The sequence below is a fragment of the Pseudomonas sp. G7(2022) genome, assembly GCF_052660475.1.
The window spans coordinates 4,782,988-4,807,929 of the sequence record NZ_CP109659.1 but is presented as its reverse complement, the minus strand read 5'-3'; the positions used below and the strand labels follow the sequence as shown (position 1 = coordinate 4,807,929).

Here is a 24,942-nt window from a genome sequence, read left to right as displayed (position 1 = left end):
AAGATTCGGATCAGTTGAACTCGTCACCCACCGGATACCGGCTCGCATTCAAGCTCTCTTTGATCTTGCGCAGATGGGGCTGGAAATCCACCCCGCGACGCAAGGTCATTCCGGTCGCCAACACATCCAGCACAGTCAGTTGAATGATCCGCGAAGTCATCGGCATGTAAATGTCAGTGTCTTCCGGAAGCGGAATGTTCAGGCTCAGCGTACTGGCCTTGGCCAGGGGCGAGTTCTCGGCGGTCAGGCCCAGTACCGAAGCGCCGTTCTCCCGGGCGATGCGCGCCACTTCCACCAGCTCGCGGGTGCGCCCGGTGTAGGAAATGATCACGAACAACTCACCGGTATGCGCCACCGAAGCAATCATCCGCTGCATCAACACATCAGCATGCGCGGTCACCGCCAGGTTGAAACGGAAGAACTTGTGCTGCGCATCCAGCGCCACCGGCGCCGAAGCGCCGAGGCCGAAGAAGTGGATCTGCCGCGCCTGAATCAACAGGTCGACGGCGCGGCTGATCAGGTTCGGGTCCAGTGCCTGGCAGGCGCTGTCCAACGACGCGATCGCACTGCCGAAAATCTTCTGCGTGTAGGCCTCGGGATTGTCGTCGGCTTCTACTGCACGGCTGACATACGCCGCGCCGCTGGCCAGGCTCTGTGCCAGTTGCAACTTGAGTTCGGGGTAGCCGCTGACGCCGAACGAGCGGCAGAAACGGTTGACTGTCGGTTCACTGACCTTTGCTGCCTGGGCGAGGGCGGCGATGCTGAAGCGGGTGGCCTGCTGTGGGTTGAGCAGGATCACTTCGGCGACTTTGCGTTCGGCCTTGTTCAGCTCTTCAAGGCGACTCTGGATCTGTTCCAGTAAATTTCGCACGCGGTCCATATGGATTTCCTAGATTCACCGGCGCCGATAAGCGCACGGCTATGCAAATTGGGCCTTTGATGTGGCCCGTGACGGTGGCCTATCCTACTGATGGCTCCGACCGACCACCACTCGGAATCTGTATTTTGCGAAAATGTTGTGGTTATTACTACATTTTCCCTTGAGTGATGCCTTGAAAAAAGGTATTTGTAGCTTAACTTGATAAAAGAACAAACATCATGCCTTCGATTACGGTTGAACCGTGCACCTTCGCCTTGTTCGGCGCCTTGGGCGATCTGGCCCTGCGCAAGCTGTTTCCTGCCCTTTATCACCTGGATGGCGCCGGCCTGCTGCACGAGGACACGCGTATTATCGCGCTGGCCCGTGAAGAGGGCTCCGACCAGCAGCACATGGCATTCATTGCCGCCGAACTGCGTCGCTACGTGGGCAAGGAACTGGACGAGGCCGTGGCCGAGCGCTTTCTGGCGCGCCTGACCTACCTGCACGTCGACTTCCTCAAGGCTGAAGACTACGTGGCGCTGGCTGATCTTGCGGGCACAAAGCAACGCATGATTGCCTACTTCGCCACCCCGGCGGCGGTGTACGGCGCGATCTGCGAGAACCTGGCGAACGTTGGTCTGGCAGAAAACACCCGCGTGGTGCTGGAAAAACCGATCGGCTCCGACCTCGAGTCCTCGCGCAAGGTCAACGACGCTGTGGCGCAGTTCTTCCCGGAGAACCGCACCTATCGCATTGACCACTACCTGGGCAAAGAGACCGTACAGAACCTGATCGCCCTGCGTTTCGCCAACAGCCTGTTCGAAACCCAGTGGAACCAGAACTACATCTCCCACGTGGAAATCACCGTGGCTGAGAAGGTCGGTATCGAAGGCCGCTGGGGTTACTTCGACAAGGCCGGTCAGTTGCGGGACATGATCCAGAACCACCTGCTGCAACTGCTCTGCCTTATCGCCATGGACCCGCCGGCCGACCTGTCCGCCGACAGCATCCGCGACGAGAAGGTCAAGGTGCTCAAGGCCCTGGCGCCGATCAGTCCGGAAGGTCTGACCACGCAAGTGGTGCGCGGCCAATACATCGCCGGGCACAGCGAAGGCAAGTCCGTGCCGGGCTACCTCGAAGAGCCGAATTCCAACGCCCAGAGCGACACCGAAACCTTCGTCGCCCTGCGTGCCGACATCCGCAACTGGCGTTGGGCCGGCGTGCCGTTCTACCTGCGCACCGGCAAGCGCATGCCGCAGAAGCTGTCGCAGATCGTCATCCACTTCAAGGAACCGTCGCACTACATCTTCGCCCCCGAGCAGCGCCTGCAGATCAGCAACAAACTGATCATCCGCCTGCAACCGGACGAAGGCATTTCCCTGCGTGTGATGACCAAGGATCAAGGCCTGGACAAGGGCATGCAACTGCGCAGCGGCCCACTGCAACTGAATTTTTCCGACACCTGGCGCAGCGCTCGAATCCCCGATGCCTACGAGCGGTTGTTGCTGGAAGTGATGAACGGCAATCAGAACCTGTTTGTCCGTAAAGATGAAATCGAAGCCGCGTGGAAATGGTGTGACCAGTTGATCGCCGGGTGGAAAAAATCCGGTGACGCGCCCAAGCCGTATGCGGCCGGGTCGTGGGGGCCGATGAGCTCCATTGCACTGATCACGCGGGACGGGAGGTCGTGGTATGGCGATATCTGATGTGAAACTGCCCCAGGGCGTGAATGCCCGTGAATTCAAGAGCCCGGTATTGCTCGCCGAAGGCCTGGCGCTGAATGTCGCCAAGCAGTTGAGCGAGGCATTGGCTGCGCGCGGCAACGCCGTGCTGGTGGTGTCCGGCGGTCGCAGCCCGGTGGCGTTTTTCCAGCACCTGGCCAAGCAGGAGCTGGACTGGTCGAAGGTCGTCGTGACCTTGGCCGACGAGCGTTGGGTACCGGTCGAACATGCCGACAGCAACGCCGGACTGCTCAAGCAGTATCTGCTCAAAGGCCCGGCAGCGAAGGCGCAATTCCTCAGCCTTTACAGCGCGGCGGCCAACGTCGAGCAGGCAGCGGAGCAGGCCGATCGGTTGCTCGCCGAGTTGCCGCCCATCGACGTGCTGGTGTTGGGCATGGGCGATGACGGCCATACCGCGTCGCTGTTCCCGGACAGCCCGAATCTGACTGAAGCCCTGCAAGCCGATGGCACCCGTCGTTGCTGGCCGATGCTGGCGCCGAGCGTGCCGCGTCAACGTCTGACCATGAGCCGGGCGCTGCTGGCATCGGCCAAGCACAAGATTCTGTCGATTTCCGGTCAGTCGAAACTGACCACCCTGAATGCCGCACTGGCATCCAACGACGTCGCCGCCATGCCGGTTCGCGCGTTTCTGCAACCTACGTTAGAGATTTACTGGTGCCCATGAGCCAAGGAACAGCCGCTATGACAACCCCATCCCCGACCGTTTCCATGGCGGACAAAGTTGCCCTGATCGACAGCCTCTGCGCCAAGGCGCGGATCCTGCCGGTGATCACCATCGCCCGTGAACAGGACGTGCTGCCGCTGGCTGACGCCCTGGCTGCCGGCGGTCTGACCGCGCTGGAAGTGACCCTGCGTTCGCAGTTCGGCCTCAAGGCGATCCAGATCCTGCGCGAACAGCGCCCGGAACTGGTAACCGGTGCCGGCACCGTGCTCGACCGCAACATGCTGGCCGCGGCCGAAGCCGCCGGTTCGCAATTCATCGTCACTCCGGGCATCACCCGTGATTTGCTGGAAGCCAGCGTCGAAAGCCCGATCCCGCTGCTGCCGGGCATCAGCAATGCCTCCGGCATCATGGAAGGCTATGGCCTGGGTTATCGCCGCTTCAAGCTGTTCCCGGCTGAAGTCAGCGGCGGCGTGGCAGCCATCAAGGCCCTCGGCGGCCCGTTCGGCGAAGTGAAATTCTGCCCGACCGGCGGCGTGGGTCCTGCCAACATCAAGAGCTACATGGCGCTGAAAAACGTGATGTGCGTGGGCGGTAGCTGGATGCTCGATCCGGAGTGGATCAAGAACGGCGACTGGGCCCGCATTCAGGAATGCACCGCCGAGGCGTTGGCGCTGCTGGACTGATGTTTTTCAAATAGTTGCAACCTTACACTTCGTTGTGTGTTCTACGGCTTTAACGGTGCGCTTGGTCGGTGCACCGTTTTTTTTTGCCCGAAACGCCTTCGTTATGTCGAGATACATAGTTACCGCACCTGGCTTCGCGTGGGGCGTTAACCTGCGTTCATCTTATGGAAGAGAGAACGCCTCATGGACAACCAGCCTTCAGCTCCAGCGGTTTATCAACTGGCTCCCGAGCAAGTCGCCGGGCCCTATTTTCGCAATCCCAGACTGTTGCGTCGCAACATCAGCGAAGGGGCCGAGGGCCTGCCGTTGCTGCTGCGCCTGACCATCGTCGATGCCATGACCGCCGAGCCGGTCAGCGGTGCCTTGGTGGATATCTGGCACTGCAATGCGCGCGGGTCTTACTCGGGCTGGAGTCGGATCAACCCGGATCTGGCAGTCGACGTCGAGGACATCGGTTCGATCCCGCGAACCGACGATGACACCTACCTGCGTGGCGGCCAGTTCAGCGATCACAAGGGCAGGGTGCGCTTCACCACGATCTATCCGGGGTTTTATGCCGGGCGTGCGTTACATATCCATGTGGCGGTGCGCATCGTTGCCGGCAGCGAATACCTGGATGAGCGCAACGTAGCCTGGGTCGGGCAGCTGTACTTTCCCGAAGTCGTGACACGCTCGGTGCTCAATACCAGGGCCTATCGCGGGCGGGTGTCCGCACCGCTGAACAACTGCCAGGATCACTACTACACCCGGATGGGCGGGGAAGCCTCGACGCTGACAGTCTGGCCGATTGGCCGCGACTCTCACGAGGACGGTTACTTCGGTCACCTCACGATCGGCATCGACACCTTTGCGGTGTCGTCGCAGATCAAGCCCGAGGACTTCGACAAGTACACGGTTTAACGCAGTTCATTCAACGCCAGAATCAGTGACTGAATCTCCGCCGCCGTCGTGGTCAACGACGGCGTGATGCGGATGCACGGCCCGCAGGCCGCGCCATTGCGCACCACGGTGAACAGGTTGTAGTCGTTGAGCAGGCGTTCGGCCATCGCCTGCTGGTCGTCGTGTCGGGTAAAACGCATCGAGGTGATGCCGCAATACAGACGCGGATCGTCCGGCGTGGTGACCTCGATGCCCGGCAGGTTGCGCACGGCGGTGACCCACAGGTTGCGCAGGTAGTTCACCCGTGCGCCCTTGGCCGCGGCGCCACCGAGCGCACGATGCTCCTCGAATACCAGCGGCAGGGTCATCAGCGCGGGAATGTTCGGTGTGCTGTAGGGCGTGCGCGAGCGAATGTCGTTGAGCGGGAAATGCATCTCGCCCATGTCCGGGTCGATGTCGGCCAGACGCTGCGGGGCAATGTAGAGAAAGCCCAGAGTCAGTGGCGAGCCGATCCATTTGTGCAGGTTGTACCCGGCGAAGGCGATGCCCAGCGCCTCCAGATCGAACTCGATCTGGCCGAGGGCATGGGCGCCATCAAGGATGATGTCGACGTCATGCTCCCTGGCCAGCGCGGCGATGGCCTGTACCGGCATCACCAGCCCGGTGCGGTGGGTGACGTGGGTCAGCGCCATCAGCTTGAGCTTCGGGTGACGCATGAAGGCTTCGCGGTAAGTGGCCAGCAGGCTTTCGAAACTGGCCGGGTGAGTGTGCTCGATCTCGATCACTTCGACCCCGCGATGGCGTGCCAGCCAGCGCATGGCGCTCTTGACCGTGTCGTATTCCAGGTCGCAGATCAGCACTTGATCGCCAGGCTCGAGCCGTTTGTAGTTGCGGATCAGCGATTGCAGGCTGGCCGTGGCGTTGTGGGTGAAGGCGATGCTTTGTGCACGCACGCCGATCATCTCGGCCAGCTGTGCGCGGATGTCGAGGCTGTCATGCTGTTCGAAACGCTGGCGCACGTACACCGAATTGCTGTTGTTGATCAGCTCGACGTTGCGCTGGTACTCCTCGACCACCGTGCGCGACATGCGTCCGAAGTAGCCGTTTTCCAGGTTCATGGGGCCGGGGTGGCGGTCGTAACGGTCGGCGAAGGTTTGCCAGAAGGCTTCGTCTCGGGCGCGGCGGGTGTTATCGGGCATGGTTGACTCGACTCGGATCAGGGTGACGCCTCAGTGGCGCGGGGCAGGTTTGCCGTGTTTTGCGCGCAACGGTTCAAGCAGCTCCGACAGGCCGTTGTGATCGATTTCCTGCATCAACGCCAGCAGGCCGCCCAGTTCGCCATGGGGAAATCCTTCCCGGGCGAACCAGTTCAGGTACGGGCCGGGCAGGTCGGCGATGATCCGGCCCTTGTACTTGCCAAAGGGCATTTCGCGGGTGATCAGCAACTCGAGTTTTTCAGGATTCATCAAAGGGATCGTCTTGATTCGAAACAGTCTGGAAAATACAGGCATTCTGCATGCAGGCCAAATGACAGATCATGCAAATAACAGGCATACAGTTTTTTGTTTTGTTTGTAAGTTTTTGAAATTAAACAATTAAATTCTTAAGCGAAAGCTGGCACGACCACTGCAACACTCCTTGCATCTTTCACCCACGCAAGGAATTGAAAAATGACTGACATGAATAAAGAAGCCATCTCTGTCCTCAACGACCTGATCGAAACCAGCAAGGACGGTCAGGAAGGGTTCAAGACCTGTGCCGAAGATATCAAGCACCCTGAACTGAAAGCCCTGTTTGCGAAACGCTCCGCCGACTGCGCTACCGCTGCCGCCGAATTGCAGGCGACCGTGCGTTCAATGGGCGGCGATCCGGAAACCTCCACCAGCGTCAGCGGTGATCTGCACCGTCGTTGGGTCGACGTCAAAGCAATGTTCACCGGCAAGGACGAAGAAGCGGTGCTCAACGAAGCCGAGCGCGGTGAAGACCACGCCCTGAAGGCCTATCGTGAAGCGATCGAAAAGATCAACAAGCACAATCTGGTCGGCATTCGTGATCTGGTCGAGCGTCAGTACCACGGCGTGCAACGCAATCACGATCAGGTGAAAGCCCTGCGTAACCAGGCTCGCGCACGCTCGTAAGCCTCACTGAAAAAAACTGTGGGAGCGAGCCTGCTCGCGATGACGGACTGACATTCAACAGTGATGTTGACTGATCTGGCCCTATCGCGAGCAGGCTCGCTCCCACTTTGTTTTTTTGCAGAGTTTTTTTGCAGAAAAGATCAGCCGATGCTGATGGCTGGCAAGGTTGGCAGCGTAACGGTCTGCTGTTTGCGCGGTGCCAGGATCTCGGCTTCGCCATCCACTACCAGCTCATCGCGCTGGTTGAACACGCGAGTAGCAATACGCACGCGGAATTTCGGCAGTTTCTCGAGGATTTCCAGGCGCACGGTCAGGGTGTCGCCGATCTTCACCGGCTTCTGGAAGCTCATCTGCTGGCCGATATAAATGGTGCCCGGCCCAGGCAGCTCGCACGCCACTGCCGCACTGATCAGCGCACCGCTGAACATGCCGTGGGCGATACGCTCCTTGAACATGCTGGCGGCGGCGAACTCGGCGTCCAGGTGCACCGGGTTGTGATCGCCGGACATCGCGGCAAACAGCTGAATGTCGCGTTCCTCGACAGTCTTGCTGTAGCTCGCGGTCTGGCCCACTTCGAGGGCTTCGTAAGGGATGTTGGTAACCTGGGTCATCGGTATCGATTCCTGTGACTGACTAAATGAATCCACAAATAAATTATTCGCTACGGTGCGGACGGGGATGGCTCAGCGCCTGGTCGATCCAGGCCAGCACATCGGCGGTCACTTCGTCGCGGTTGCTCTCGTTGAACAATTCGTGCCGGGCCTGCGGGTAGATCTTCAGTTGCAGGTTCTGACTGCCGGCCGAGCGCAAGACATTGGCCAGATCAGTCAGACGCTTGCCTTCGCTCACCGGATCACATTCGCCGCCAATCACCAGCAACGGCAGGCCCGGGTCGATCTGGGCGAGATTGGACGCTTTGCTGATTTGCTGCAACCCGCCGAGCAGGTCGATCCACAACTGATTGGTGCAGCGAAAGCCGCACAGCGGATCGGTGGCATATTTGTCGACTTCGACCGGGTCGCGACTCAGCCAGTCGAACCGGGTGCGCGCCGGTTTGAATTTATTGTTGAACGAGCCGAACGACAGCCATTCGATCAGCGCGCTGCGTCCCTTGGCGCCCTGACGCAGTTTTTCGAACCGGGCGATCTGCCGTGCCGCGCGGTACAGCGCAACCGGCTGAAAATTCGAGCCGCTGAGAATCGCGCCGTGAAGGCTGGCACTGTGATGCAGCAGATAAGCCTGGGCAATATAGCTGCCCATGCTGTGCCCGAGCAGCACGATCGGCACGCCGGGATGGCGCTGGCCGATGTGTTGGTTGAGGCTCGCCAGATCACCGACCACCTTGCACCAGCCATCGTCGTCGGCGAAATGTCCGAGCGTCCCATGATCGGCTGTTTTGCCATGGCCGCGCTGATCGGGCGCGTACACACCGTAGCCTTCGGCGCAGAACGAGTCTGCCAGTCGCGCATACCGAGCGCTGTGCTCGGCCATGCCGTGGGCCAGCAGAATCACCGCTTTGAGCGGTGCGTTGGGCAGCCACTGGTTGACGAAGAGGCGGCTGCGGTCATTCGCGTCCAGCCAGAAAGTGTCGTGGATCATGGCGATTCCTTTGCGGCATGCTTTTGCTGCAGGGGCTTGCAGAGATTGCATTGTATAGCGCGTCCGATCAGCTCACGCCACGGCAGGAAGATTCACACGATCAATGAGGACGTCGCTCATATTTGCCTGATTGACCATAGCTGCTAGTGTCCGTGAAGCCCCGCTTTTTGCTCTCGGCTTTTTCACGGATGGAAAGAAATGACAGCGAAGCGGCCCCGGATCGGCTCAGGTAAAGAGGACAAGAACAATGCAACCTGATTTCTGGAATGACAAACGCCCGGCGGGCGTACCCCTGGATATCGACGCGAATGAATTCAAGTCGGTGATCGAGGTGTTCGAGCGTTCCTGCAAGAAATTTGCTGACCGCCCAGCGTTCAGCAACATGGGTGTGACACTGACCTACGCCGAACTCGAGCGCCAGAGCGCTGCGTTCGCCGGTTATCTGCAAGCCCACACCGATCTGGCGCCGGGGGATCGCATCGCGGTGCAGATGCCCAACGTCCTGCATTATCCGATTGCCGTGTTCGGTGCGCTGCGTGCCGGGCTGATCGTGGTCAATACCAACCCGCTGTACACCGCGCGGGAGATGCGTCACCAGTTCAAGGACTCCGGTGCCCGGGCGCTGGTGTACCTGAACATGTTCGGCCAGAAGGTCCAGGAAGTGCTGCCGGACACCGACATTCAATATCTCATCGAAGCGAAGATGGGCGACCTGATGCCCACCGCCAAGGGCTGGCTGGTCAACACCGTGGTCAGCAAAGTGAAGAAAATGGTCCCGGCGTATTCGCTGCCCCAGGCGATTTCCTTCAAGCGCGCGTTGCGCATGGGCCGGGGCCTGGGCATCAAGTCGCTGAAGGTCGGCCTGGACGACATCGCCGTGCTGCAATACACCGGCGGCACTACCGGCCTGGCCAAGGGCGCGATGCTGACCCATGGCAACCTGGTGGCGAACATGCAACAGGTGCGCGCCTGCCTCGGTCAGTTCGGCAGCGACGGCCAGCCGCTGTTGCGCGAAGGGCAGGAGGTGATGATCGCGCCGCTGCCGCTTTACCACATCTATGCCTTCACCGCGAATTGCATGTGCATGATGGTGTCCGGCAACCACAACGTATTGATCACCAACCCGCGTGACATCGGCGGCTTCATCAAGGAGCTGAAGAACTGGAAGTTCTCGGCGTTGCTGGGGCTCAACACCCTGTTCGTCGCCCTGATGGACCATCCGGACTTCAAGACCCTGGATTTCTCCACCCTCAAGCTCACCAACTCCGGCGGCACCGCGCTGGTCAAGGCCACCGCCGAGCGCTGGGAGCAGCTCACCGGTTGCCGCATCACCGAAGGCTACGGCCTGACCGAAACCTCGCCGGTGGCCTGCACCAACCCGTATGGTGAGCTGTCGCGAATCGGCACGGTCGGCCTGCCGGTACCCGGTACCTTGTTGAAAGTCATCAACGACGACGGCGCTGAACAGCCTCTGGGCGAGCGCGGCGAACTGTGCATCAAGGGCCCGCAGATCATGAAGGGCTACTGGAACAAACCCGAGGCCACCGCCGAAGTGCTGGATGCCGAGGGCTGGTTCAAGTCCGGCGACATTGCGGTGATCGACCCGGACGGATTCGTGCGCATCGTCGACCGCAAGAAAGACATGATCATCGTCTCGGGTTTCAACGTGTACCCGAACGAGATCGAAGACGTGGTGATGGCCCACCCCAAAGTCGCCAACTGCGCGGTGATCGGCGTCCCGGACGAGCGCTCCGGCGAGGCGGTGAAGTTGTTTGTGGTGGCGCGGGAAACCGGGGTCAGCCTGGAAGAACTGAAGGCCTACTGCAAAGAGAATTTCACCGCGTACAAGGTGCCGAAACACATCGTGCTGCGTGAGTCGTTGCCGATGACGCCTGTCGGGAAAATTCTGCGGCGGGAGTTGCGCGATATCGCATAAACAGACCGCGCCAAGCGAAATCGTCGGATCGCCGCCCGGAGCGGGCTCGCTCCCTGAGGTTCACTGATGACCCTGTGGGAGCGAGCCCGCTCGCGTTTCCAGCCCCGAAAACCGGGACTTTCAAAGCGTTATAGGATTTTTGCTCTAAAATGACTGCTAGTGGTTCTTGAGTCATGAAAATGACTGTAGGGGCCGCTTTTGGCTCTAGTCGACCCTTGGCAAAGCTGCTACTCTCGGCGCGCTTTGTGACTTCTCGGCCTTGTAAAAAGCCAGACTCACCAATAAACAAACACCAATAATAATCGCATCAAATGCGGTGCTGAATTCGCGTTGCTGAGGAGTGGGCTTCCATGATCGAAGACTTTTGGAAGGATAAGTACCCCGCTGGAATTGCTGCCGACATCAATCCAGACGAGTACCCGAATATTCAGGCAGTGTTGAAGCAATCCTGCCAACGCTTCGCCGACAAACCGGCGTTCAGCAACCTGGGCAAGACCATCACCTACGGTGAACTGTACGAATTGTCCGGTGCGTTTGCCGCTTATCTGCAACAGCATACCGACTTGCAGCCCGGTGATCGAATCGCCGTGCAACTGCCCAATGTGTTGCAGTACCCGGTCGCCGTTTTCGGTGCCATCCGCGCCGGCCTGATCGTGGTCAACACCAACCCGCTGTACACCGCGCGGGAAATGGAACACCAGTTCAACGATTCCGGCGCCAAGGCGTTGGTGTGCCTGGCGAACATGGCTCACCTGGCCGAAGCCGTGGTGCCGAAAACCGGGGTCAAACACGTTATCGTCACTGAAGTCGCCGACCTGCTGCCGCCGCTCAAGCGCCTGCTGATCAACAGCGTCATCAAGTACGTGAAGAAAATGGTTCCGGCCTACCACCTGCCCAAAGCCGTCAAGTTCAACGACGTGCTGAGCAAGGGCCAGGGCCAGCCTGTAGCGGAAGCCAATCCGGACAGCGGCGATGTCGCGGTGCTGCAATACACTGGCGGCACCACCGGTGTGGCCAAGGGCGCGATGCTCACCCATCGCAACCTCGTTGCCAACATGCTGCAGTGCAAGGCGCTGATGGGCTCCAACCTCAATGAAGGTTGCGAGATCCTGATCACCCCGCTGCCGCTGTACCACATCTATGCGTTCACCTTTCATTGCATGGCGATGATGCTGATCGGCAACCACAACATCCTGATCAGCAACCCGCGCGACCTGCCGGCGATGGTCAAGGAACTGTCGAAGTGGAAGTTCAGCGGTTTCGTCGGCCTCAACACGCTGTTCGTGGCCCTGTGCAACAACGAAGGTTTCCGCAAGCTGGACTTCTCGGCGTTGAAAGTCACCCTGTCCGGCGGCATGGCTCTGCAACTGGCCGCCGCCGAGCGCTGGAAAGCGGTCACCGGTTGCCCGATCTGCGAAGGTTACGGCATGACCGAAACCAGCCCGGTGGCCACGGTCAACCCGATCCAGAACATCCAGATCGGCACCATCGGCATTCCGGTGCCGTCGACCCTGTGCAAAGTCATCAATGACGCCGGCGTCGAGCAGCCGCTGGGCGAAATCGGCGAGCTGTGCGTCAAGGGCCCGCAAGTGATGAAGGGCTACTGGCAGCGTCAGGAAGCCACCGACGAGATGCTCGACAGCGAAGGCTGGCTGAAGACCGGTGACATCGCGCTGATCCAGCCGGACGGCTACATGCGCATCGTCGATCGCAAGAAAGACATGATCCTGGTCTCCGGTTTCAACGTGTACCCGAACGAACTGGAAGACGTGCTGGCGACCCTGCCGGGCGTGTTGCAGTGTGCGGCCATCGGTATTCCGGACGAGAAGTCGGGCGAGGCGATCAAGATCTTCATCGTCGCCAAGCCAGGCGTCACGCTGACCAAGGAAACGGTGATGGAGCACATGCGCGCCAACGTCACTGGCTACAAGGTGCCACGTTCGGTGGAGTTCCGCGATGCGCTGCCGACCACCAACGTCGGCAAGATCCTGCGTCGCGAACTGCGCGACGAAGAGCTGAAGAAGATCAAGGCGAAGAGCGCCGCATAAAACAAAAAGCCCCGCAGATGCGGGGCTTTTTGTTGGTGCAGGTTGTAGATTTGTAGTGACTGTGAGGTCGCTTTCGCGAGCAAGCCCGCTCCCACATTCGCCTGTATTCCAATTGGAGGAACGCGGTTGAATGTGGGAGCGGGCTTGCTCGCGAAGCTTTTTCTGCTACTGGCGGAACGGCGCGAAGTTCACGTTGGTGCCCGCCGGGCGCATGTCCTGCAGGTAAGAATCCTTGTCGGCACTCAGTTCCAGGCTCAGGGCCGCCTTGCGCTTGCCTTCGTTGCGGATCACCAGGCCTTCGAGCTTTTCGCGCAGAAACACGGTCGGCACTTTCAGGTGCAGCAGTTCGTCGGTGGCCGGGGTGTGCATCAACAGGTGAATCCACTCGTACTGACCGATGGCCAGGCGCGACACCGGCAGATCGAACCACCAGATGTTACGGTTGCGGTTCAGTTCGGCGAAGTGGCAGTTGTTGGTGCCGAGCACGGCACCGCCCAGCTCCTGGTTGCGACGGGCGATGGCCTGCTTTTTATCGAGTTTCATAACATTCCTGCGGGATCGGTTCTGTGGCGCCTGGCGCCCTTATGGTGGGCATTCTCGGGGCTACGCTCGCAAACATAAAGCCCAACCTGCACGCCGCGACGAAATGAAGTTCTGAAAATAAATGAAACTTGGCGCAAACGGGGCCAGTCAATCGTTACGTACTGACTTTTCCCCTTCAATGCACCAAGGAGAAACACCATGAGTAGCACAGGCGATAAAGTAAAAGGCATGGCCAACGAAGCCGTCGGCAACGTCAAGCAAGGCGTCGGTAAAGCTACCGACAACACCAGGCTGCAAGCCGAAGGCAAATTGCAAGAGAAGAAAGGCGAGGCCCAGCAAGCAGTGGGCAAAGCCAAGGACGCGATCAAGAAAGGCGTCGACAAGGCTTGATCCAGCCTTGAACGAAACACCGAAGCGGCCATCCAAGGATGGCCGTTTTTGTGTGTCGTTCACATGCAGTCACGGATCACAGTGTTTCAGAGTCGCCAAGTAGGCTACTTTGATGAGAGAAAACGGCCCCAGTCGCCACGACTTCAACCTGTTTTGCGGCGAAAGGAGACGCGAATGATTTTCCCCGACATGAAAGGCCTGCCCCTGCACCGGGTCATCGTGCGTACCGTCACCGAGTTCATGGACGACGAGATGTCGACCTATGCCTCGGCACTGGCCTACCAGATGCTGTTCTCGCTGTTCCCGTTCATTCTGTTCCTGATTGCCCTGATCGGTTTCCTGCACCTGCCGGACTTCTTTTCCTGGCTGCGTCTGCAATCGGAGTTGGTGTTGCCGCCCCAGGCGCTGGAGCAGGTCAACCCGGTGATCGATCAGTTGCAACAGTCCAAGGGCGGCCTGCTTTCCGTGGGTATCGTCATCGCCCTGTACACCGCGTCCGCCGGTGTGCGCCTGATGATGAGCGCGATGAATGCGGCCTACGACGTGGTCGAAGGCCGGCCGATCTGGAAGCGCTTCCCGCTGTCGATTTTCTACACCGTCGGCATCGCCGGCATGCTGCTGGCCGCCGCGGCGCTGATGGTGCTGGGGCCTCAGGTTATGGGCTGGATTGCCGGTCAGGTCGGGCTGGAAGATTTCATCGTCACGGTGTGGACCATCGCCCGCTGGCCGGTGATCGTGATCCTGATGATGGTGGCCGTCGCCTTGATCTACTACGTGATGCCCGACGTCAAACAGGAGTTCCGCTTCATCACCCCGGGCTCGGTGCTGGCGGTGGTGGTGTGGATCATCGCCTCCCTGGGTTTCGCGTTCTACGTCAAGACCTTCGCCAACTACAACGCCATGTATGGCAGCATCGGTGCGATCATCGTGCTGTTGCTGTATTTCTATATTTCCTCTGCCGTGTTGTTGCTCGGCGCGGAGATGAATGCGGTGATCGAACACATGTCCAGCGAGGGCAAGGATTCGGGCGAGAAAGTCCCCGGCGAACTCGATGAACATCCCAAACAACACGTTTCCGGTCTCGGGCGCGATCACTCGCTCAAGCCGAACACAGACGAAGCCTGATCATGATCCGTGAAATCCTGAAGATGGGCGACGAGCGCCTGCTGCGCATTGCCCCGCCGGTGCCGGCCGAGATGTTCGACAGCCCGCAATTGTGGCAACTGATCGACGACATGTTCCAGACCATGGAAAGCGTCGGTGGTGTTGGCCTGGCCGCACCGCAGATCGGCGTCGACCTGCAACTGGTGATCTTCGGCTTCGAGCACAGCGAGCGTTACCCGGACGCCGAAGCCGTGCCGCAGACGATCCTGATCAATCCGCTGATCACGCCGTTGAGCCCGCTGATGGAAGAGGGCTTTGAAGGCTGTCTGTCAGTGCCCGGCCTGCGTGGCGCGGTGGATCGTTATCAACAGATCCGCTACGAGGGTTTCGATCCCAAGGGCGAGCCGATCGTGCGCGTGGCCTCGGGATTCCATGCGCGGGTGGTGCAGCATGAGTGCGATCACCTGATCGGACGGCTGTACCCGTCGCGCATCACCGATTTCAGCAAGTTCGGTTTTACCGAAGTGATGTTCCCGGATCTCGATCCCGACGCTGACGATTGATCAGCCAGTGCGCGGCGCCAGTTCCATGGCAATCATCGGCTTGCTCCGCGCATAGCGGCTCAAACGTTCGGCCATGGCCTGCGGCAGGGCGGGGTCGAAGGTGAAGCCGCGCCGCTCGTAGAATCCACGCAGGTCCGGATGGCAGAACAGCCACACCGGCGCCTCCACATCTTTCACCGCCGCCGCGATCAATTGCGCAGCGATGCCCTGTTCGCGGCAGGCCGGATCAACGAACAACCCGGTCAGCCAATGCCCGCCGAACACCGGCCGCAGGCACAGCGCCGCCACGATTTCCTCCTGCCGCGCCACCCACAATTGCGCTTCGCGCACCGCTTTCATCGACGATTGATGCTGGCGGTAGAACTTGTTCATCAAGGGCCAGGACAGGTCGTCGAGCTGGCTGTAACGGGTGTCGGTCATGAATCGGACTGCCGGTGCAAAAGTCGCGGATTATAAAACAACGTCCTCGCCGGGATAGGTGTATACCTGATCTCACATCCCCTCTGAGTGGAGTACGCATCATGTCCAAAGGTATGGATTCGAAGAAAGCCGCGAAGAAGAAACCGGCCAAGACCGCGATTGAGAAACGCCACGAGAAAAGAGCGAAAAAAGTCGACATTTTTGGCCATTGATCACGCCTTTCGGGAGCCCGGATCCGGGCTCCCGTCTTGTCCTTGAAAGCAGCCCGCAAAAATAATCTGCAAGATTTCCCGATGGTGTTGCACAGAACGAACAGACCTTCGTTCCGAGCCACGCCATGCCCCATTATTTCGACGACGCCCATCGCCAACAGATCGAAGCCCTGCGCCAACGCTTCACCGCTCGTACCGACTGGCCGACCTGGCTGCTGCTGATTGGCGTGTATGCCGGTTGGTTCTGCGTGATGCTCGGCAGCGAATGGCTCGGTCTCTGGTGGAGCACGCTGCTGCTGATTCCGTTGCTGGTGCTGTGGCTGTCGGTGCAGCACGAATTACTCCATGGCCATCCGACGCGCTGGACCTGGGTGAACAAAGTCCTCGGCTACGCGCCATTCGCCGTGTGGTATCCCTACACGCTCTATCGCGACAGCCATTTGCAGCACCATCGCGACGAAGACCTGACGATCCCCGGTGTCGATCCCGAAAGCCGTTACCTGAGCGCCCAGCGCTGGCAGGGCAGTTCGCTGTTCGAACGCAGCCTGCACTGGCTGAACAAGACTGTGCTTGGTCGATTCGTCCTCGGCGCACCGTTGGCCTTGCTGACGCTGGCCGGTGAAGAACTGCAACGCCTCAAAAGCGGCGAACGGCAGGCCTGGTTGATGTGGCTGACCCACGGTGCCTTGACCGTGCTGATGCTGGTGTTCATTGCCCGCTACAGCGTGTTGCCGGTCTGGCATTACCTGCTGCTGATCAGCATCCCGGCGCTGTCGATTGCGATGGTCCGCTCCTACTATGAGCATCGGCCCCACGCACAACCGCAGCAGCGCACAGTGCTCAATGAAGCCGGATGGCCATGGCGCTGGCTGTTCCTGAACCTTAATTTCCATCTGGTGCACCACGATTTGCCGAAGCTGGCGTGGTACGACTTGCCCAAGGCCTATCGCATGCGCCGGGAGCAATGGGTCGAACGCAGCGGCGGATTTCTGGTACAGGGTTATGGGCAATTGTGGCGCCGGCACGGCATCAAGCCGATCGACAGTCCGCAGCATCCATTCATTTGAGACCACCATGACGTCAGGTTACGCAGAGCTGTTGATGTACATCGCCCCCGAGCCGATCCGCGCGGCGAACGAGCAGTGGCTGGCGCGGCTTCTCGAACACCTCGGCGGTTCGCGGCTCGATGCCGAGGGCTTGTCCTTGCTCGAACTCTGGCGCTCGCCCGAGTTGCTGTTGACCCAGACCTGCGGTTACCCGTTGATGACCGCGTTGCGTGGCCAGGTCAGGATTGTCGGCCGTCCGCGCTACGAGTTGCCGGACGCCAGCGCGGGTCATCATTGCAGCCTGATCCTCAGCCGCGCCGATGATCCGCGCCGCAGTCTGGCGGCGTTCTTCGACAGTCGCGGGGTGATCAACAGCGAAGACTCCAACAGCGGCATGAACCTGTTGCGCCAGCGCCTGGCGCCGTTGCAGCGGGACGGGCGGTTTTTCGCTTCGGTGGGTCTTAGTGGCGGACATCGGGAAAGCCTGCGCTGGTTGCGCGAAGACCGCGCCGATCTGGCGGCCATCGACAGTGTGACCTTCGCGTACCTGGCGCAGCACGCCGCTGAAGAGGTCGGCGGATTGCGGGTGGTGGCGCGCAGTGCGTTCAGCCCGACCTTGCCCTTCATCACCGCAGCCAGTACGACGCACGAGCAGATCGAACACCTGCGCCGGGCCATGAACCGCAGCCTGCAAGACTTGCCCGATGTGGCCCGCATGCTCGGTTTGCCCGATGTCCTGCCCGCCAGCGAAAGCGATTACCTCGTTCTGCTGGATTATCAGCGCGAGGCCGAAGAACTGGGTTATGGCCGCTTGCGTTAGTGGCTTCTTGTAATGCACTAATGGAATATAAGAATTCTTTTTAAGTATTTTTAACGCATAAGGCACCTTGCTAGGATCGCGCCACCGGACGACCGGACATTCAGCGACCCTTGACCAAGGAGCCCCCATGTCCGGCGCCGACTCATCCCATCGCAATCATGTGAACACCTTGTTTCGCGACCATTACCAGTGGTTGTGCACACGTCTGCGTCGGCAATCGAATGATGCGGCCACCGCCGAAGACATCGCCGCCGAAACCTTCGCGCAACTGCTCGAAGCGCCGGGCCTGACCGCCATCCGCGAACCCCGCGCCTTGCTCACCATCATTGCCCAACGCCTGCTGTACGAGCGCTGGCGGCGGGGCGACCTGGAGCGTCGGCATCTGAATCAACTGCAACAAGTGGATCTCGATCACGCGCCATCTCCCGAACAACTCGCCGACCTGTCACAGAGCCTCAAACATCTGGACCGGACACTCCAACGCCTCCCGGGCAAGGTGCGCTCGACCTTTCTGCTGGCCCGCATCGACGGCCTGACCTACCCGCAAATTGCTGCCGAACTGGGCATCTCCCAGCGTTCGGTGAGCCTGTACATGACCCGTTCCCAGGCCCTGTGCAACCGCCACAGCGCCAACCAAACCCTGATTTCCTCCCAGAACAAGAGGTCCGCATGAGATCGATCAAAACCCTGCTCGGCAGTTCGCTGCTGGCCCTGACCCTGACTGCCGGGCACGCCGTGGCAGTGGAAAAAGCCGCGCCGATTCACTTCGGTGACATCACCTGGGAAAGCGGCAGCTTCATCACCGAAGTACTGCGCCTGATCGTTGAAAAAGGTTATGGCTATTCGACCGACACGCTGCCGGGCAGCACCGTCAGTCTGGAAGCGGCGCTGGCGAAAAACGACATCCAAGTGATCGGCGAGGAGTGGGCCGGGCGCAGTCCGGCGTGGGTCAAGGCTGCTGCCGAGGGCAAGGTGTTCGGCCTTGGCGACACGGTGAAGGGCGCTACCGAAGGCTGGTGGGTGCCGGAATACGTGATCAAGGGCGACCCCGAGCGCGGGATCAAACCGCTGGCGCCGGAGCTGAAATCGGTGGCCGACCTGCCGCGCTACAAGGATGTGTTCAAGGATCCGGAAGACCCGAGCCGTGGGCGTTTCCTCAATAGCCCGACCGGCTGGACCTCGGAAATCGTCAACAGCCAGAAGCTCAAGGCCTATGCGCTGAACGACAGTTACGTCAACTTCCGCACCGGTTCCGGCGCGGCGCTGGATGCCGAGGTGGCGTCGTCGATCAAGCGCGGCAAACCGGTGCTGTTCTACTACTGGTCGCCGACGCCGCTGCTCGGTCGCTTCAAACTGGTGAAGCTCGAAGAGCCGCCGTTCGACGCCGACGCCTGGAAAACCCTGGCCGATGCCAACAACCCCCATCCGAAAGGCACCCGCTCGATGCCGGCGAGCCTGGCAATTGGCGTGTCGGCGCCGTTCAAGGCACAGTACCCGGAACTGGTGACATTCTTTGAAAAGGTCGACTTGCCGATCGATCTGCTGAACCAGACCCTGGCCGGGATGAGCGAGAAGCGTCAGCAGCCACGCCAGGTCGCCGAAGCGTTCCTGCGTGATCAACCGCAAGTGTGGAAGCCTTGGGTGCCGGGTGATGTGGCGAATAAAGTCAGCGGGAGTCTGTAGTACTTTTGCGATAATTGTGTCGTTTCAAAAGTTGCCATTGCGAGTCGGTCGCAATGGCAACCAACACCCCCGCCGCTGAACCGTTTCTTGTCCGCTTTTTGTCCTTATTCCCCGTGGTGCTGGCCGACTAGTGGCCTTGCGCAAGGCTTTACGCTGTCTATGCTCAAACCTAACTAACTATGTCGACCGTCATCCAAAGCGCCTCGACGGCATTAGGTTAGCCACGAACAAAGCTGCCAGAGTGCGCAATCCAAGGCACCGGACACTGAACCGACAAGGAAAATTTTTTAAATGGAAGTTCTTCTACACGTTAGGAATGGCCCGCCTGCGGGCTATCAAGAGAAGGATGTCTTGATTAAAGCGTCGCTACATGGACTCTTTGATTAATCATCGTTTATCACCTGACAACTTCCTCCTGTGGAGGAAGGCGTGTGCCTGTTCTCTGGAACGTAGTGGTGGATTCTGAAAGACCCGAACTTTCATCAAATCAAAAGAACGCGCGGAAGGTGATAGAGACATGTTCAACCTACATCACAAGGCTGACCTGCAGGAAATCGAGCGCTTCAGCTGTGCCCTGACCGAAACCAACGCGAAGTTGGCGGCGATCAGCCGTTCGATGGCAATGATCGAATTCACCCCCGAGGGCATCGTGCTGGATGCCAATGAGAACTTCTGCAAGACCATGGGTTACAGCGCCGAAGAAGTGCGTGGCAAACATCACCGGATCTTTTGTGAAGAGGCGTTTTACCGCAGCGAGGAATACGCCAAGTTGTGGCGTGACCTGGCCCGTGGCGAACCCATCAGCGGCACTTTCCTGCGTTTGAACAAAAGCGGTCGGGAGATCTGGCTGGAAGCCAGTTACATGCCGGTGTATGGCCCGGACAAACAAGTCCGAAGTGTGATCAAAGTGGCGGCGGACATCACCGCGCGCGTGAACAAGGAAAAGGAAGAAGAAAGCATGCTGGCCGCCATCGGCCGTTCGATGGCGGTGATCGAGTTCACCCCGCAAGGCAATGTAATCACCGCCAACGACAACTTTCTCAAGACCATGCAGTACTCGCTCAACGAAATCGTCGGCCATCACCACAGTCTGTTCTGTCACCGGGTCGAGGCCGAATCCGCGCAGTACAAAGCGTTCTGGGCTTCGCTCAATCGCGGCGAATATCACTCGCACCGCTTCGAGCGCAAGAACAAGTCCGGGCAAACCGTTTACCTCGAAGCTTCTTACAACCCGCTGTTCGACGCCAAGGGCCGGTTGTACAAAGTGGTGAAGTTCGCCAGCGACATCACCCATCAGATGACCACGCTGCAGACCGCCGCGGAATCGGCCCACAGCACCTCGGTACAAAACGACGCCTGCGCGCAAAAAGGCTCACAGGTCGTGCAGCAAACGGTGCAGATCATTCAGGACATTTCCCGCGACCTCAACGAAGCGGCGCTGAGCATCGATGCGGTCAGCAAACAGTCGGACATCATCGGCACCATCGTCCAGACCATTCGCGGGATTGCCGACCAGACCAACCTGCTGGCGCTCAACGCGGCCATCGAAGCAGCGCGGGCCGGTGAGCACGGGCGTGGTTTTGCGGTGGTGGCGGACGAGGTGCGCAGTCTTGCGGCGCGGACCAGTCAGGCGACCCTGGAGATCGTCGATGTGGTGCGCAAGAACCATGAGCTGTCACTGAGCGCAGTGTCGAGCATGCAGTCGAGCCTGAGCCGCACCGGGCTCGGGGTGGAACTGGCGAACGAGGCGGGCGACGCAATCCGGGAGATCCAGCAGGGTTCGCGGCATGTGGTGGATGCGATCAGCCAGTTCAATGAGACTTTGCAGTTGAACTGACGGTTTCACGGCTGAAAAAAAGGATCCCCGGTGGGGATCCTTTTTTATTGCGCCGCTGCGCAGCGTGATGCGGGTCAGAGTGAAGCGAGGAACTTGTCTGCCGACTGGTCGCTGATCTTGGCCGAGTTGGCGTCCTGTTTGTTCTGTTTCTCGGCTTCGGCCAGCTTCATCTTGTCCTGCAGTCGCTCGGCGATCTCTTTGCCGATGGCCAGTTGTTTCTCCGGCGGCATGGCTTTGATGTCGTCCTCGGTCAGGCCCATTTCCTGAAGGATACTGTCGCGCAGACGCTGTTCCGGCGTTTTGCTCATGTAGTCCTTGAACTCGTCCAGGGCCGATGAGCCTGTGGATTTGCTCGGCGAAGTATCGGAGGTTTGCAGGGCGACACGGGTCTTGGCGAATGCTTCGTCGACGTTGTCGCTGATGCGGGTGGCTTCGCTGACTTGCCGGGTCGCCAGTTGGGTGGCCGATTCCTGCACTTTGGCGGTGGCTTCGGCGGTTTGCGCCTGGGTCTGGTTTTGCAGGGTCTGCAGCATCGCGCCGTGCAGGCCGCCTTGCAGACCGGCCGCTGCCGTGGCGGTTGCATCGTCATTCAGCGGCTTGGGCAGGTGGATGATTTGCTGTTGTTTTGCACTGACCAACATGATGAAAGGACCTGTAGGTAATGACTGTCAGTCCTGGGCAGCAAATACCGTGCCTTTCGAATAAGTCCTTCTATTTCAATTGCTTGTGTCTGGCGTGAACAGGCCAAGCGGTCATCCCTTGCCGGTAGGCGGCAGAGGATGACCGTTGTTCGTCAGCGATGGGCGATGTTTTCCAGTGCGAGGTTTCGGGTGCGGGGGCCGAAGTAGCCGATGGTAAGCATCACGATCAGCATGCTGGCGACGATGAACGCCAACACGCCCGGCGTGCCGAAGTGGTCGAGGAACAAACCGATCAGCAGGCTGCTGAACACCGTCGACAAGCGACTGAACGAATAGCAGAACCCCACGGCCCGGGCGCGGATGTTGGTGGGGAACAATTCGCTCTGATAGGAGTGATAACTGAAGCTCAGCCAGGCGTTGCAGAAGGTGATCATCACCCCGCAGAAGATCAGGCCGAAGGCGCTGGTCTGCAACGCGAACAAGGTGCCGAAGCTCATGGCGCCGAGGGCCGAGCCGACGATCTGCCACTTGTTCTCGAAGCGGTTGGCGAATTTGACGAACAGCAACGGCCCGAGCGGGTAGGCGAGGGTGATGATGAACGCGTACATCAGGCTGTGAGTGACGCTGACACCCTGACCGGAAAGCAGCGCCGGCAGCCAGTTGCCGAAGCCGAAAAAGCCGATGGCCTGGAAGATGTGGAAGACGATCAGCATCAACGCGCGGCGGCGATAGGGCGGTTGCCAGATATCGGCGAAACGGCCCTTGCCCTCGACATCGACTGCCACGGCTTCCGGTGCGTCGAGTGGCTGGCGATGATCTTTCTCACAGCGCGCCTCAATGTCGTCGAGAATCCGGTTCGCCTCATCGAAACGGCCATGCTGGGCCAGCCAGCGCGGCGACTCCGGCAGACGTTTGCGCAGCCACCAGATGAACAGCGCAAACACTGCGCTGGCCAACACCACCCAGCGCCAGCCGGACACCCCGAACGGCGCCTGCGGCACCAGCCACCAGGACATCAACGCCACCGCTGGCACCGACAGGAACTGCACGAAAAACGCGAAAGCGAACGCCGAACTGCGCATGCGCTTGGGCACCAGTTCCGAGAGGTAGGCGTCGATGGTCACCAGTTCGATGCCGAGACCGATGCCCACCAGAAAACGCATGCAGATGATCCCCAGCGCCGAACTCTGCACGCCCATCAAAACTGTGGCCACGGTGTACCAGACCAGCGCGAAGGTGAAGATTGCCCGCCGCCCGAAACGGTCCGCCATCGGGCTCAGCAGGCTGGCACCGAGAAACAGTCCGAGGAACGTCGCCGAGGCGAACGCAGCCTGATCGGAGAACCCGAACACGCCCTGATTGCCGGTGGCGAAAATGCCGTCGCGGATCAGGCCGGGGCTGATGTAGGCGGTCTGGAACAGGTCGTAGAGTTCGAAGAAACCACCGATCGACAGCAGCGCCACCAGCCGCCAGATCGTGGCGACTGCCGGGAGGCGGTCGATGCGGGCGGAAATCTCGGCGGCGCGTATCGGGTCGATGCCGTCGCGTTGCGCGGCGGGGGCGTGTGCAGTCATGGGCTGGTCCATTTTTTATTGATGGAAAAGCTTAGCCTGCTATCGGAAATCAAGGATTGTTTATATCGACGGTTGGCGAGGGAAAACCGCCGATTTCTTGCAATATCCGCTTACCAATTAACGATTTATGTCGCGGGCTGCGGATCCGGCAGCGCAGACGCTGGCAAGCCGAACACCCGGTCAAACAACCAGTTGAACGCGAAGGTGTAGCAAGGGATGAACACGATCAGCGCCAGATCCAGCAAAAAGGCCTGCACCAGACTGATGTTCATCCACCAGGCGATCAGCGGAATCAGGAACACGATCAGCGTCAGCTGGAAGCCGACGGCGTGGGCAATGCGCCGTTTCACCGTGCGGGTGCGCGAGGCCTGGCGGCTTTCCCAGCGTTCGAACAACGAGGTGTAGATGAAGTTCCAGGTCACGGCGATGGTGGTGATGATCAACGCCAGCGGGCCGGTGCTGCCGGGCGAGGTGCCGGACAACAGGGCCAGGCCGAGGGCCGAGAAGGTCATGCCGATCACTTCATAGAGCGACACATAAACCAGTTTGCGTTTGACGCCTTGCATGGGGAATTGCCTCTTTCTTGCGACTTGTGGCCAGTGGGGCTGGCGAAGGCGACGAAAGATAGCTTCAATGGAAGTGACAGAAAAAGTCAGTAGCTTTCAGTTTTATTGATAGGTGTGCGAAGTGAATTTCAACAGTGAAAGCATCGAGCTGTTTCTCGCCGTGATCGAGCGCGGCTCGTTTTCCGCCGCTGCCAGGGCGTTGGGCAAAGTCCCGTCGGCGGTGAGCATGGCCATCGGTAATCTGGAGGCGGAACTCGGTTACTCGCTGTTTGATCGCAGTCACCGAGAACCGCAACCCACGGCCATGGCACTTTCGCTGGTTCCCCATGCGCGATTGATCGCCGATCAGCTCAAGCAATTGCAGGTGCACGCGGTGCAGTTGTCGTTGGGGCTGGAGAGCAAGTTATCGATCGGCGTGGCGGCGGATATCGATCGCCGACGGTTGCTGACGGCGATCAAGGACATCAGCGAGCGCCATCCGCTGCTCGACATTGAAGTGCTGACCGCGCCACAGGACGATGTGCTGGCGATGCTCCACAGTGGCCGGATCAGCGTGTGCCTGGCGTTCGCCGGGTTGAGCGTGAATGTGCTGGAGCGTTTTCAGTTTGTCGGCACTGAGCGGATGATCGCCACGCTGGCGGCGGACAGTCCGCTGTTGCAGGGGCAGGACCTGTTTCTCGAGGATCTGGTGCATGTCCGGCAGATCGTCGTCGGCAGTCGCGACTTGCCGATCAGCGAAACCCGGCCGCTGGTGGCCGAATCCCACTGGCGCACCGACAGCCTGGAAACGGCGCTGGAAATGGTCGAGGCGGGGTTGGGCTGGGGCAATTTTCCGTTGTCGGTGGTACAGCCGTGGCTCGATAGCGGACGCTTGAAACGGCTGAATTTTCGCAACATCGAAAACGGTCTGGTGCTGCCGGTGCACGCGGTGTGGCTCAAGAGCCAGCCGTTGCAGAAGGGCGCGCTGGCTCTGGTGGAGTTGCTGGGAGGTTGAG

26 protein-coding genes and 1 pseudogene are annotated in these 24,942 nt (G+C 59.8%); 17 read left to right on the top strand and 10 right to left on the bottom strand.

The genetic code is table 11. The annotated features are described in order from the left end of the window. Positions 1–10: 10 nt before the first annotated feature. The gene (locus NE357_RS22000; protein WP_169432688.1) at positions 11–871 is read right to left on the bottom strand and encodes a MurR/RpiR family transcriptional regulator; all 861 of its coding nucleotides are present in this window, start codon (positions 869–871) and stop codon (positions 11–13) included. A 227-nt stretch (positions 872–1,098) separates the two neighbouring features. On the opposite strand from NE357_RS22000, the gene zwf reads away from it, so the two are divergent. From zwf to NE357_RS21980, 4 genes are all read left to right on the top strand, one after another. Further along, positions 1,099–2,565 (top strand): glucose-6-phosphate dehydrogenase, encoded by a 1,467-nt coding sequence (gene zwf / locus NE357_RS21995; protein WP_169431596.1) that lies wholly within the window; start codon positions 1,099–1,101, stop codon positions 2,563–2,565. Then, a complete protein-coding gene (gene pgl / locus NE357_RS21990; protein ID WP_169431595.1) occupies positions 2,552–3,265 on the top strand; it encodes a 6-phosphogluconolactonase in 714 nt (237 codons plus the stop codon). Before zwf ends, pgl begins: the two co-directional genes overlap by 14 nt. 17 nt (positions 3,266–3,282) lie before the next feature. After that, the gene (locus tag NE357_RS21985; protein ID WP_011335602.1) at positions 3,283–3,948 is read left to right on the top strand and encodes a bifunctional 4-hydroxy-2-oxoglutarate aldolase/2-dehydro-3-deoxy-phosphogluconate aldolase; all 666 of its coding nucleotides are present in this window, start codon (positions 3,283–3,285) and stop codon (positions 3,946–3,948) included. Positions 3,949–4,131: 183 nt separating this feature from the next. Beyond that, complete coding sequence (locus NE357_RS21980) at positions 4,132–4,848, top strand: intradiol ring-cleavage dioxygenase (protein WP_169431594.1); 717 nt, start codon at positions 4,132–4,134, stop codon at positions 4,846–4,848. Here NE357_RS21980 and NE357_RS21975 read toward each other — a convergent pair. Together NE357_RS21975 and NE357_RS21970 are read right to left on the bottom strand one after the other, a co-directional pair. Beyond that, positions 4,845–6,026 carry an aminotransferase class V-fold PLP-dependent enzyme gene (locus NE357_RS21975; RefSeq protein WP_169431593.1) on the bottom strand — a complete coding sequence of 394 codons (1,182 nt, stop codon included), beginning with the start codon at positions 6,024–6,026 and terminating at the stop codon, positions 4,845–4,847. The two genes, NE357_RS21980 and NE357_RS21975, sit on opposite strands and share 4 nt — an antisense overlap. 30 nt (positions 6,027–6,056) lie before the next feature. Beyond that, positions 6,057–6,293 carry a DUF3820 family protein gene (locus tag NE357_RS21970; protein ID WP_003213031.1) on the bottom strand — a complete coding sequence of 79 codons (237 nt, stop codon included), beginning with the start codon at positions 6,291–6,293 and terminating at the stop codon, positions 6,057–6,059. A 204-nt stretch (positions 6,294–6,497) separates the two neighbouring features. Between NE357_RS21970 and NE357_RS21965 the strand changes: the two genes are divergently transcribed. Beyond that, positions 6,498–6,965: a ferritin-like domain-containing protein gene (locus NE357_RS21965; RefSeq protein ID WP_025112834.1), complete on the top strand. Its 468-nt coding sequence runs from the start codon at positions 6,498–6,500 to the stop codon at positions 6,963–6,965. 140 nt (positions 6,966–7,105) lie between these two features. On the opposite strand, the gene NE357_RS21960 is transcribed toward NE357_RS21965, so the two are convergent. Next, complete coding sequence (locus NE357_RS21960) at positions 7,106–7,576, bottom strand: MaoC family dehydratase (protein WP_003227420.1); 471 nt, start codon at positions 7,574–7,576, stop codon at positions 7,106–7,108. Positions 7,577–7,619: 43 nt separating this feature from the next. After that, positions 7,620–8,564 (bottom strand): alpha/beta hydrolase, encoded by a 945-nt coding sequence (locus tag NE357_RS21955; protein ID WP_169431592.1) that lies wholly within the window; start codon positions 8,562–8,564, stop codon positions 7,620–7,622. A 247-nt stretch (positions 8,565–8,811) separates the two neighbouring features. On the opposite strand from NE357_RS21955, the gene fadD2 reads away from it, so the two are divergent. Then, a complete protein-coding gene (gene fadD2, locus NE357_RS21950; RefSeq protein WP_169431591.1) occupies positions 8,812–10,500 on the top strand; it encodes a long-chain-fatty-acid--CoA ligase FadD2 in 1,689 nt (562 codons plus the stop codon). A 350-nt stretch (positions 10,501–10,850) separates the two neighbouring features. Next, on the top strand, positions 10,851–12,548 hold the full coding sequence (gene fadD1, locus NE357_RS21945) for a long-chain-fatty-acid--CoA ligase FadD1 (RefSeq protein WP_169431590.1): 1,698 nt from the start codon (positions 10,851–10,853) through the stop codon (positions 12,546–12,548). A gap of 165 nt (positions 12,549–12,713) precedes the next feature. Here fadD1 and NE357_RS21940 read toward each other — a convergent pair whose 3' ends face one another. Further along, positions 12,714–13,091: a hypothetical protein gene (locus NE357_RS21940; RefSeq protein ID WP_007951149.1), complete on the bottom strand. Its 378-nt coding sequence runs from the start codon at positions 13,089–13,091 to the stop codon at positions 12,714–12,716. A gap of 198 nt (positions 13,092–13,289) precedes the next feature. Between NE357_RS21940 and NE357_RS21935 the strand changes: the two genes are divergently transcribed. The 3 genes from NE357_RS21935 to def all read left to right on the top strand — a co-directional run bounded on the left by NE357_RS21935 (position 13,290) and on the right by def (position 15,148). After that, positions 13,290–13,481, top strand: coding sequence for a CsbD family protein (locus NE357_RS21935; RefSeq protein ID WP_065259333.1), 192 nt, complete (start codon positions 13,290–13,292; stop codon positions 13,479–13,481). Between the two features lie 174 nt (positions 13,482–13,655). After that, positions 13,656–14,606, top strand: a complete 951-nt coding sequence (locus NE357_RS21930) for a YihY/virulence factor BrkB family protein (protein ID WP_169431589.1) — start codon at positions 13,656–13,658, stop codon at positions 14,604–14,606. A 2-nt stretch (positions 14,607–14,608) separates the two neighbouring features. After that, entirely contained in the window at positions 14,609–15,148 is a 540-nt protein-coding gene (def, locus tag NE357_RS21925) for a peptide deformylase (protein ID WP_169431588.1), read from the top strand. On the opposite strand, the gene NE357_RS21920 is transcribed toward def, so the two are convergent. Then, positions 15,149–15,568 (bottom strand): GNAT family N-acetyltransferase, encoded by a 420-nt coding sequence (locus tag NE357_RS21920; protein WP_169431587.1) that lies wholly within the window; start codon positions 15,566–15,568, stop codon positions 15,149–15,151. Between the two features lie 337 nt (positions 15,569–15,905). On the opposite strand from NE357_RS21920, the gene NE357_RS21915 reads away from it, so the two are divergent. The 6 genes and pseudogenes from NE357_RS21915 (at position 15,906) to NE357_RS21890 (ending at position 21,166) form a co-directional block, all read left to right on the top strand. Next, positions 15,906–16,847 (top strand): fatty acid desaturase, encoded by a 942-nt coding sequence (locus tag NE357_RS21915; RefSeq protein WP_169431586.1) that lies wholly within the window; start codon positions 15,906–15,908, stop codon positions 16,845–16,847. Between the two features lie 7 nt (positions 16,848–16,854). Further along, positions 16,855–17,646 (top strand): phosphate/phosphite/phosphonate ABC transporter substrate-binding protein, encoded by a 792-nt coding sequence (locus NE357_RS21910; protein WP_169431585.1) that lies wholly within the window; start codon positions 16,855–16,857, stop codon positions 17,644–17,646. Between the two features lie 127 nt (positions 17,647–17,773). Further along, complete coding sequence (locus tag NE357_RS21905; RefSeq protein WP_169431584.1) at positions 17,774–18,319, top strand: sigma-70 family RNA polymerase sigma factor; 546 nt, start codon at positions 17,774–17,776, stop codon at positions 18,317–18,319. Further along, a complete protein-coding gene (locus tag NE357_RS21900; RefSeq protein ID WP_169431583.1) occupies positions 18,316–19,329 on the top strand; it encodes an ABC transporter substrate-binding protein in 1,014 nt (337 codons plus the stop codon). The genes NE357_RS21905 and NE357_RS21900 overlap by 4 nt, the downstream gene beginning before the upstream one ends. 517 nt (positions 19,330–19,846) lie before the next feature. Continuing rightward, a pseudogene (locus NE357_RS21895) lies at positions 19,847–20,569 on the top strand (PAS domain-containing protein); the annotation flags it as partial. 57 nt (positions 20,570–20,626) lie between these two features. Then, positions 20,627–21,166, top strand: a complete 540-nt coding sequence (locus tag NE357_RS21890) for a methyl-accepting chemotaxis protein (RefSeq protein ID WP_371320920.1) — start codon at positions 20,627–20,629, stop codon at positions 21,164–21,166. A 74-nt stretch (positions 21,167–21,240) separates the two neighbouring features. On the opposite strand, the gene NE357_RS21885 is transcribed toward NE357_RS21890, so the two are convergent. The 3 genes from NE357_RS21885 to NE357_RS21875 form a co-directional block, all read right to left on the bottom strand. Next, complete coding sequence (locus NE357_RS21885) at positions 21,241–21,807, bottom strand: hypothetical protein (protein WP_169431581.1); 567 nt, start codon at positions 21,805–21,807, stop codon at positions 21,241–21,243. Between the two features lie 152 nt (positions 21,808–21,959). Continuing rightward, positions 21,960–23,381 (bottom strand): MFS transporter, encoded by a 1,422-nt coding sequence (locus tag NE357_RS21880; protein ID WP_169431580.1) that lies wholly within the window; start codon positions 23,379–23,381, stop codon positions 21,960–21,962. Between the two features lie 125 nt (positions 23,382–23,506). Further along, positions 23,507–23,947, bottom strand: a complete 441-nt coding sequence (locus tag NE357_RS21875) for a PACE efflux transporter (protein ID WP_169431579.1) — start codon at positions 23,945–23,947, stop codon at positions 23,507–23,509. Between the two features lie 121 nt (positions 23,948–24,068). Here NE357_RS21875 and NE357_RS21870 point away from each other — a divergent pair, with 121 nt between their 5' ends. After that, positions 24,069–24,941, top strand: a complete 873-nt coding sequence (locus tag NE357_RS21870; RefSeq protein WP_169431578.1) for a LysR family transcriptional regulator — start codon at positions 24,069–24,071, stop codon at positions 24,939–24,941. Position 24,942 lies beyond the last annotated feature (1 nt).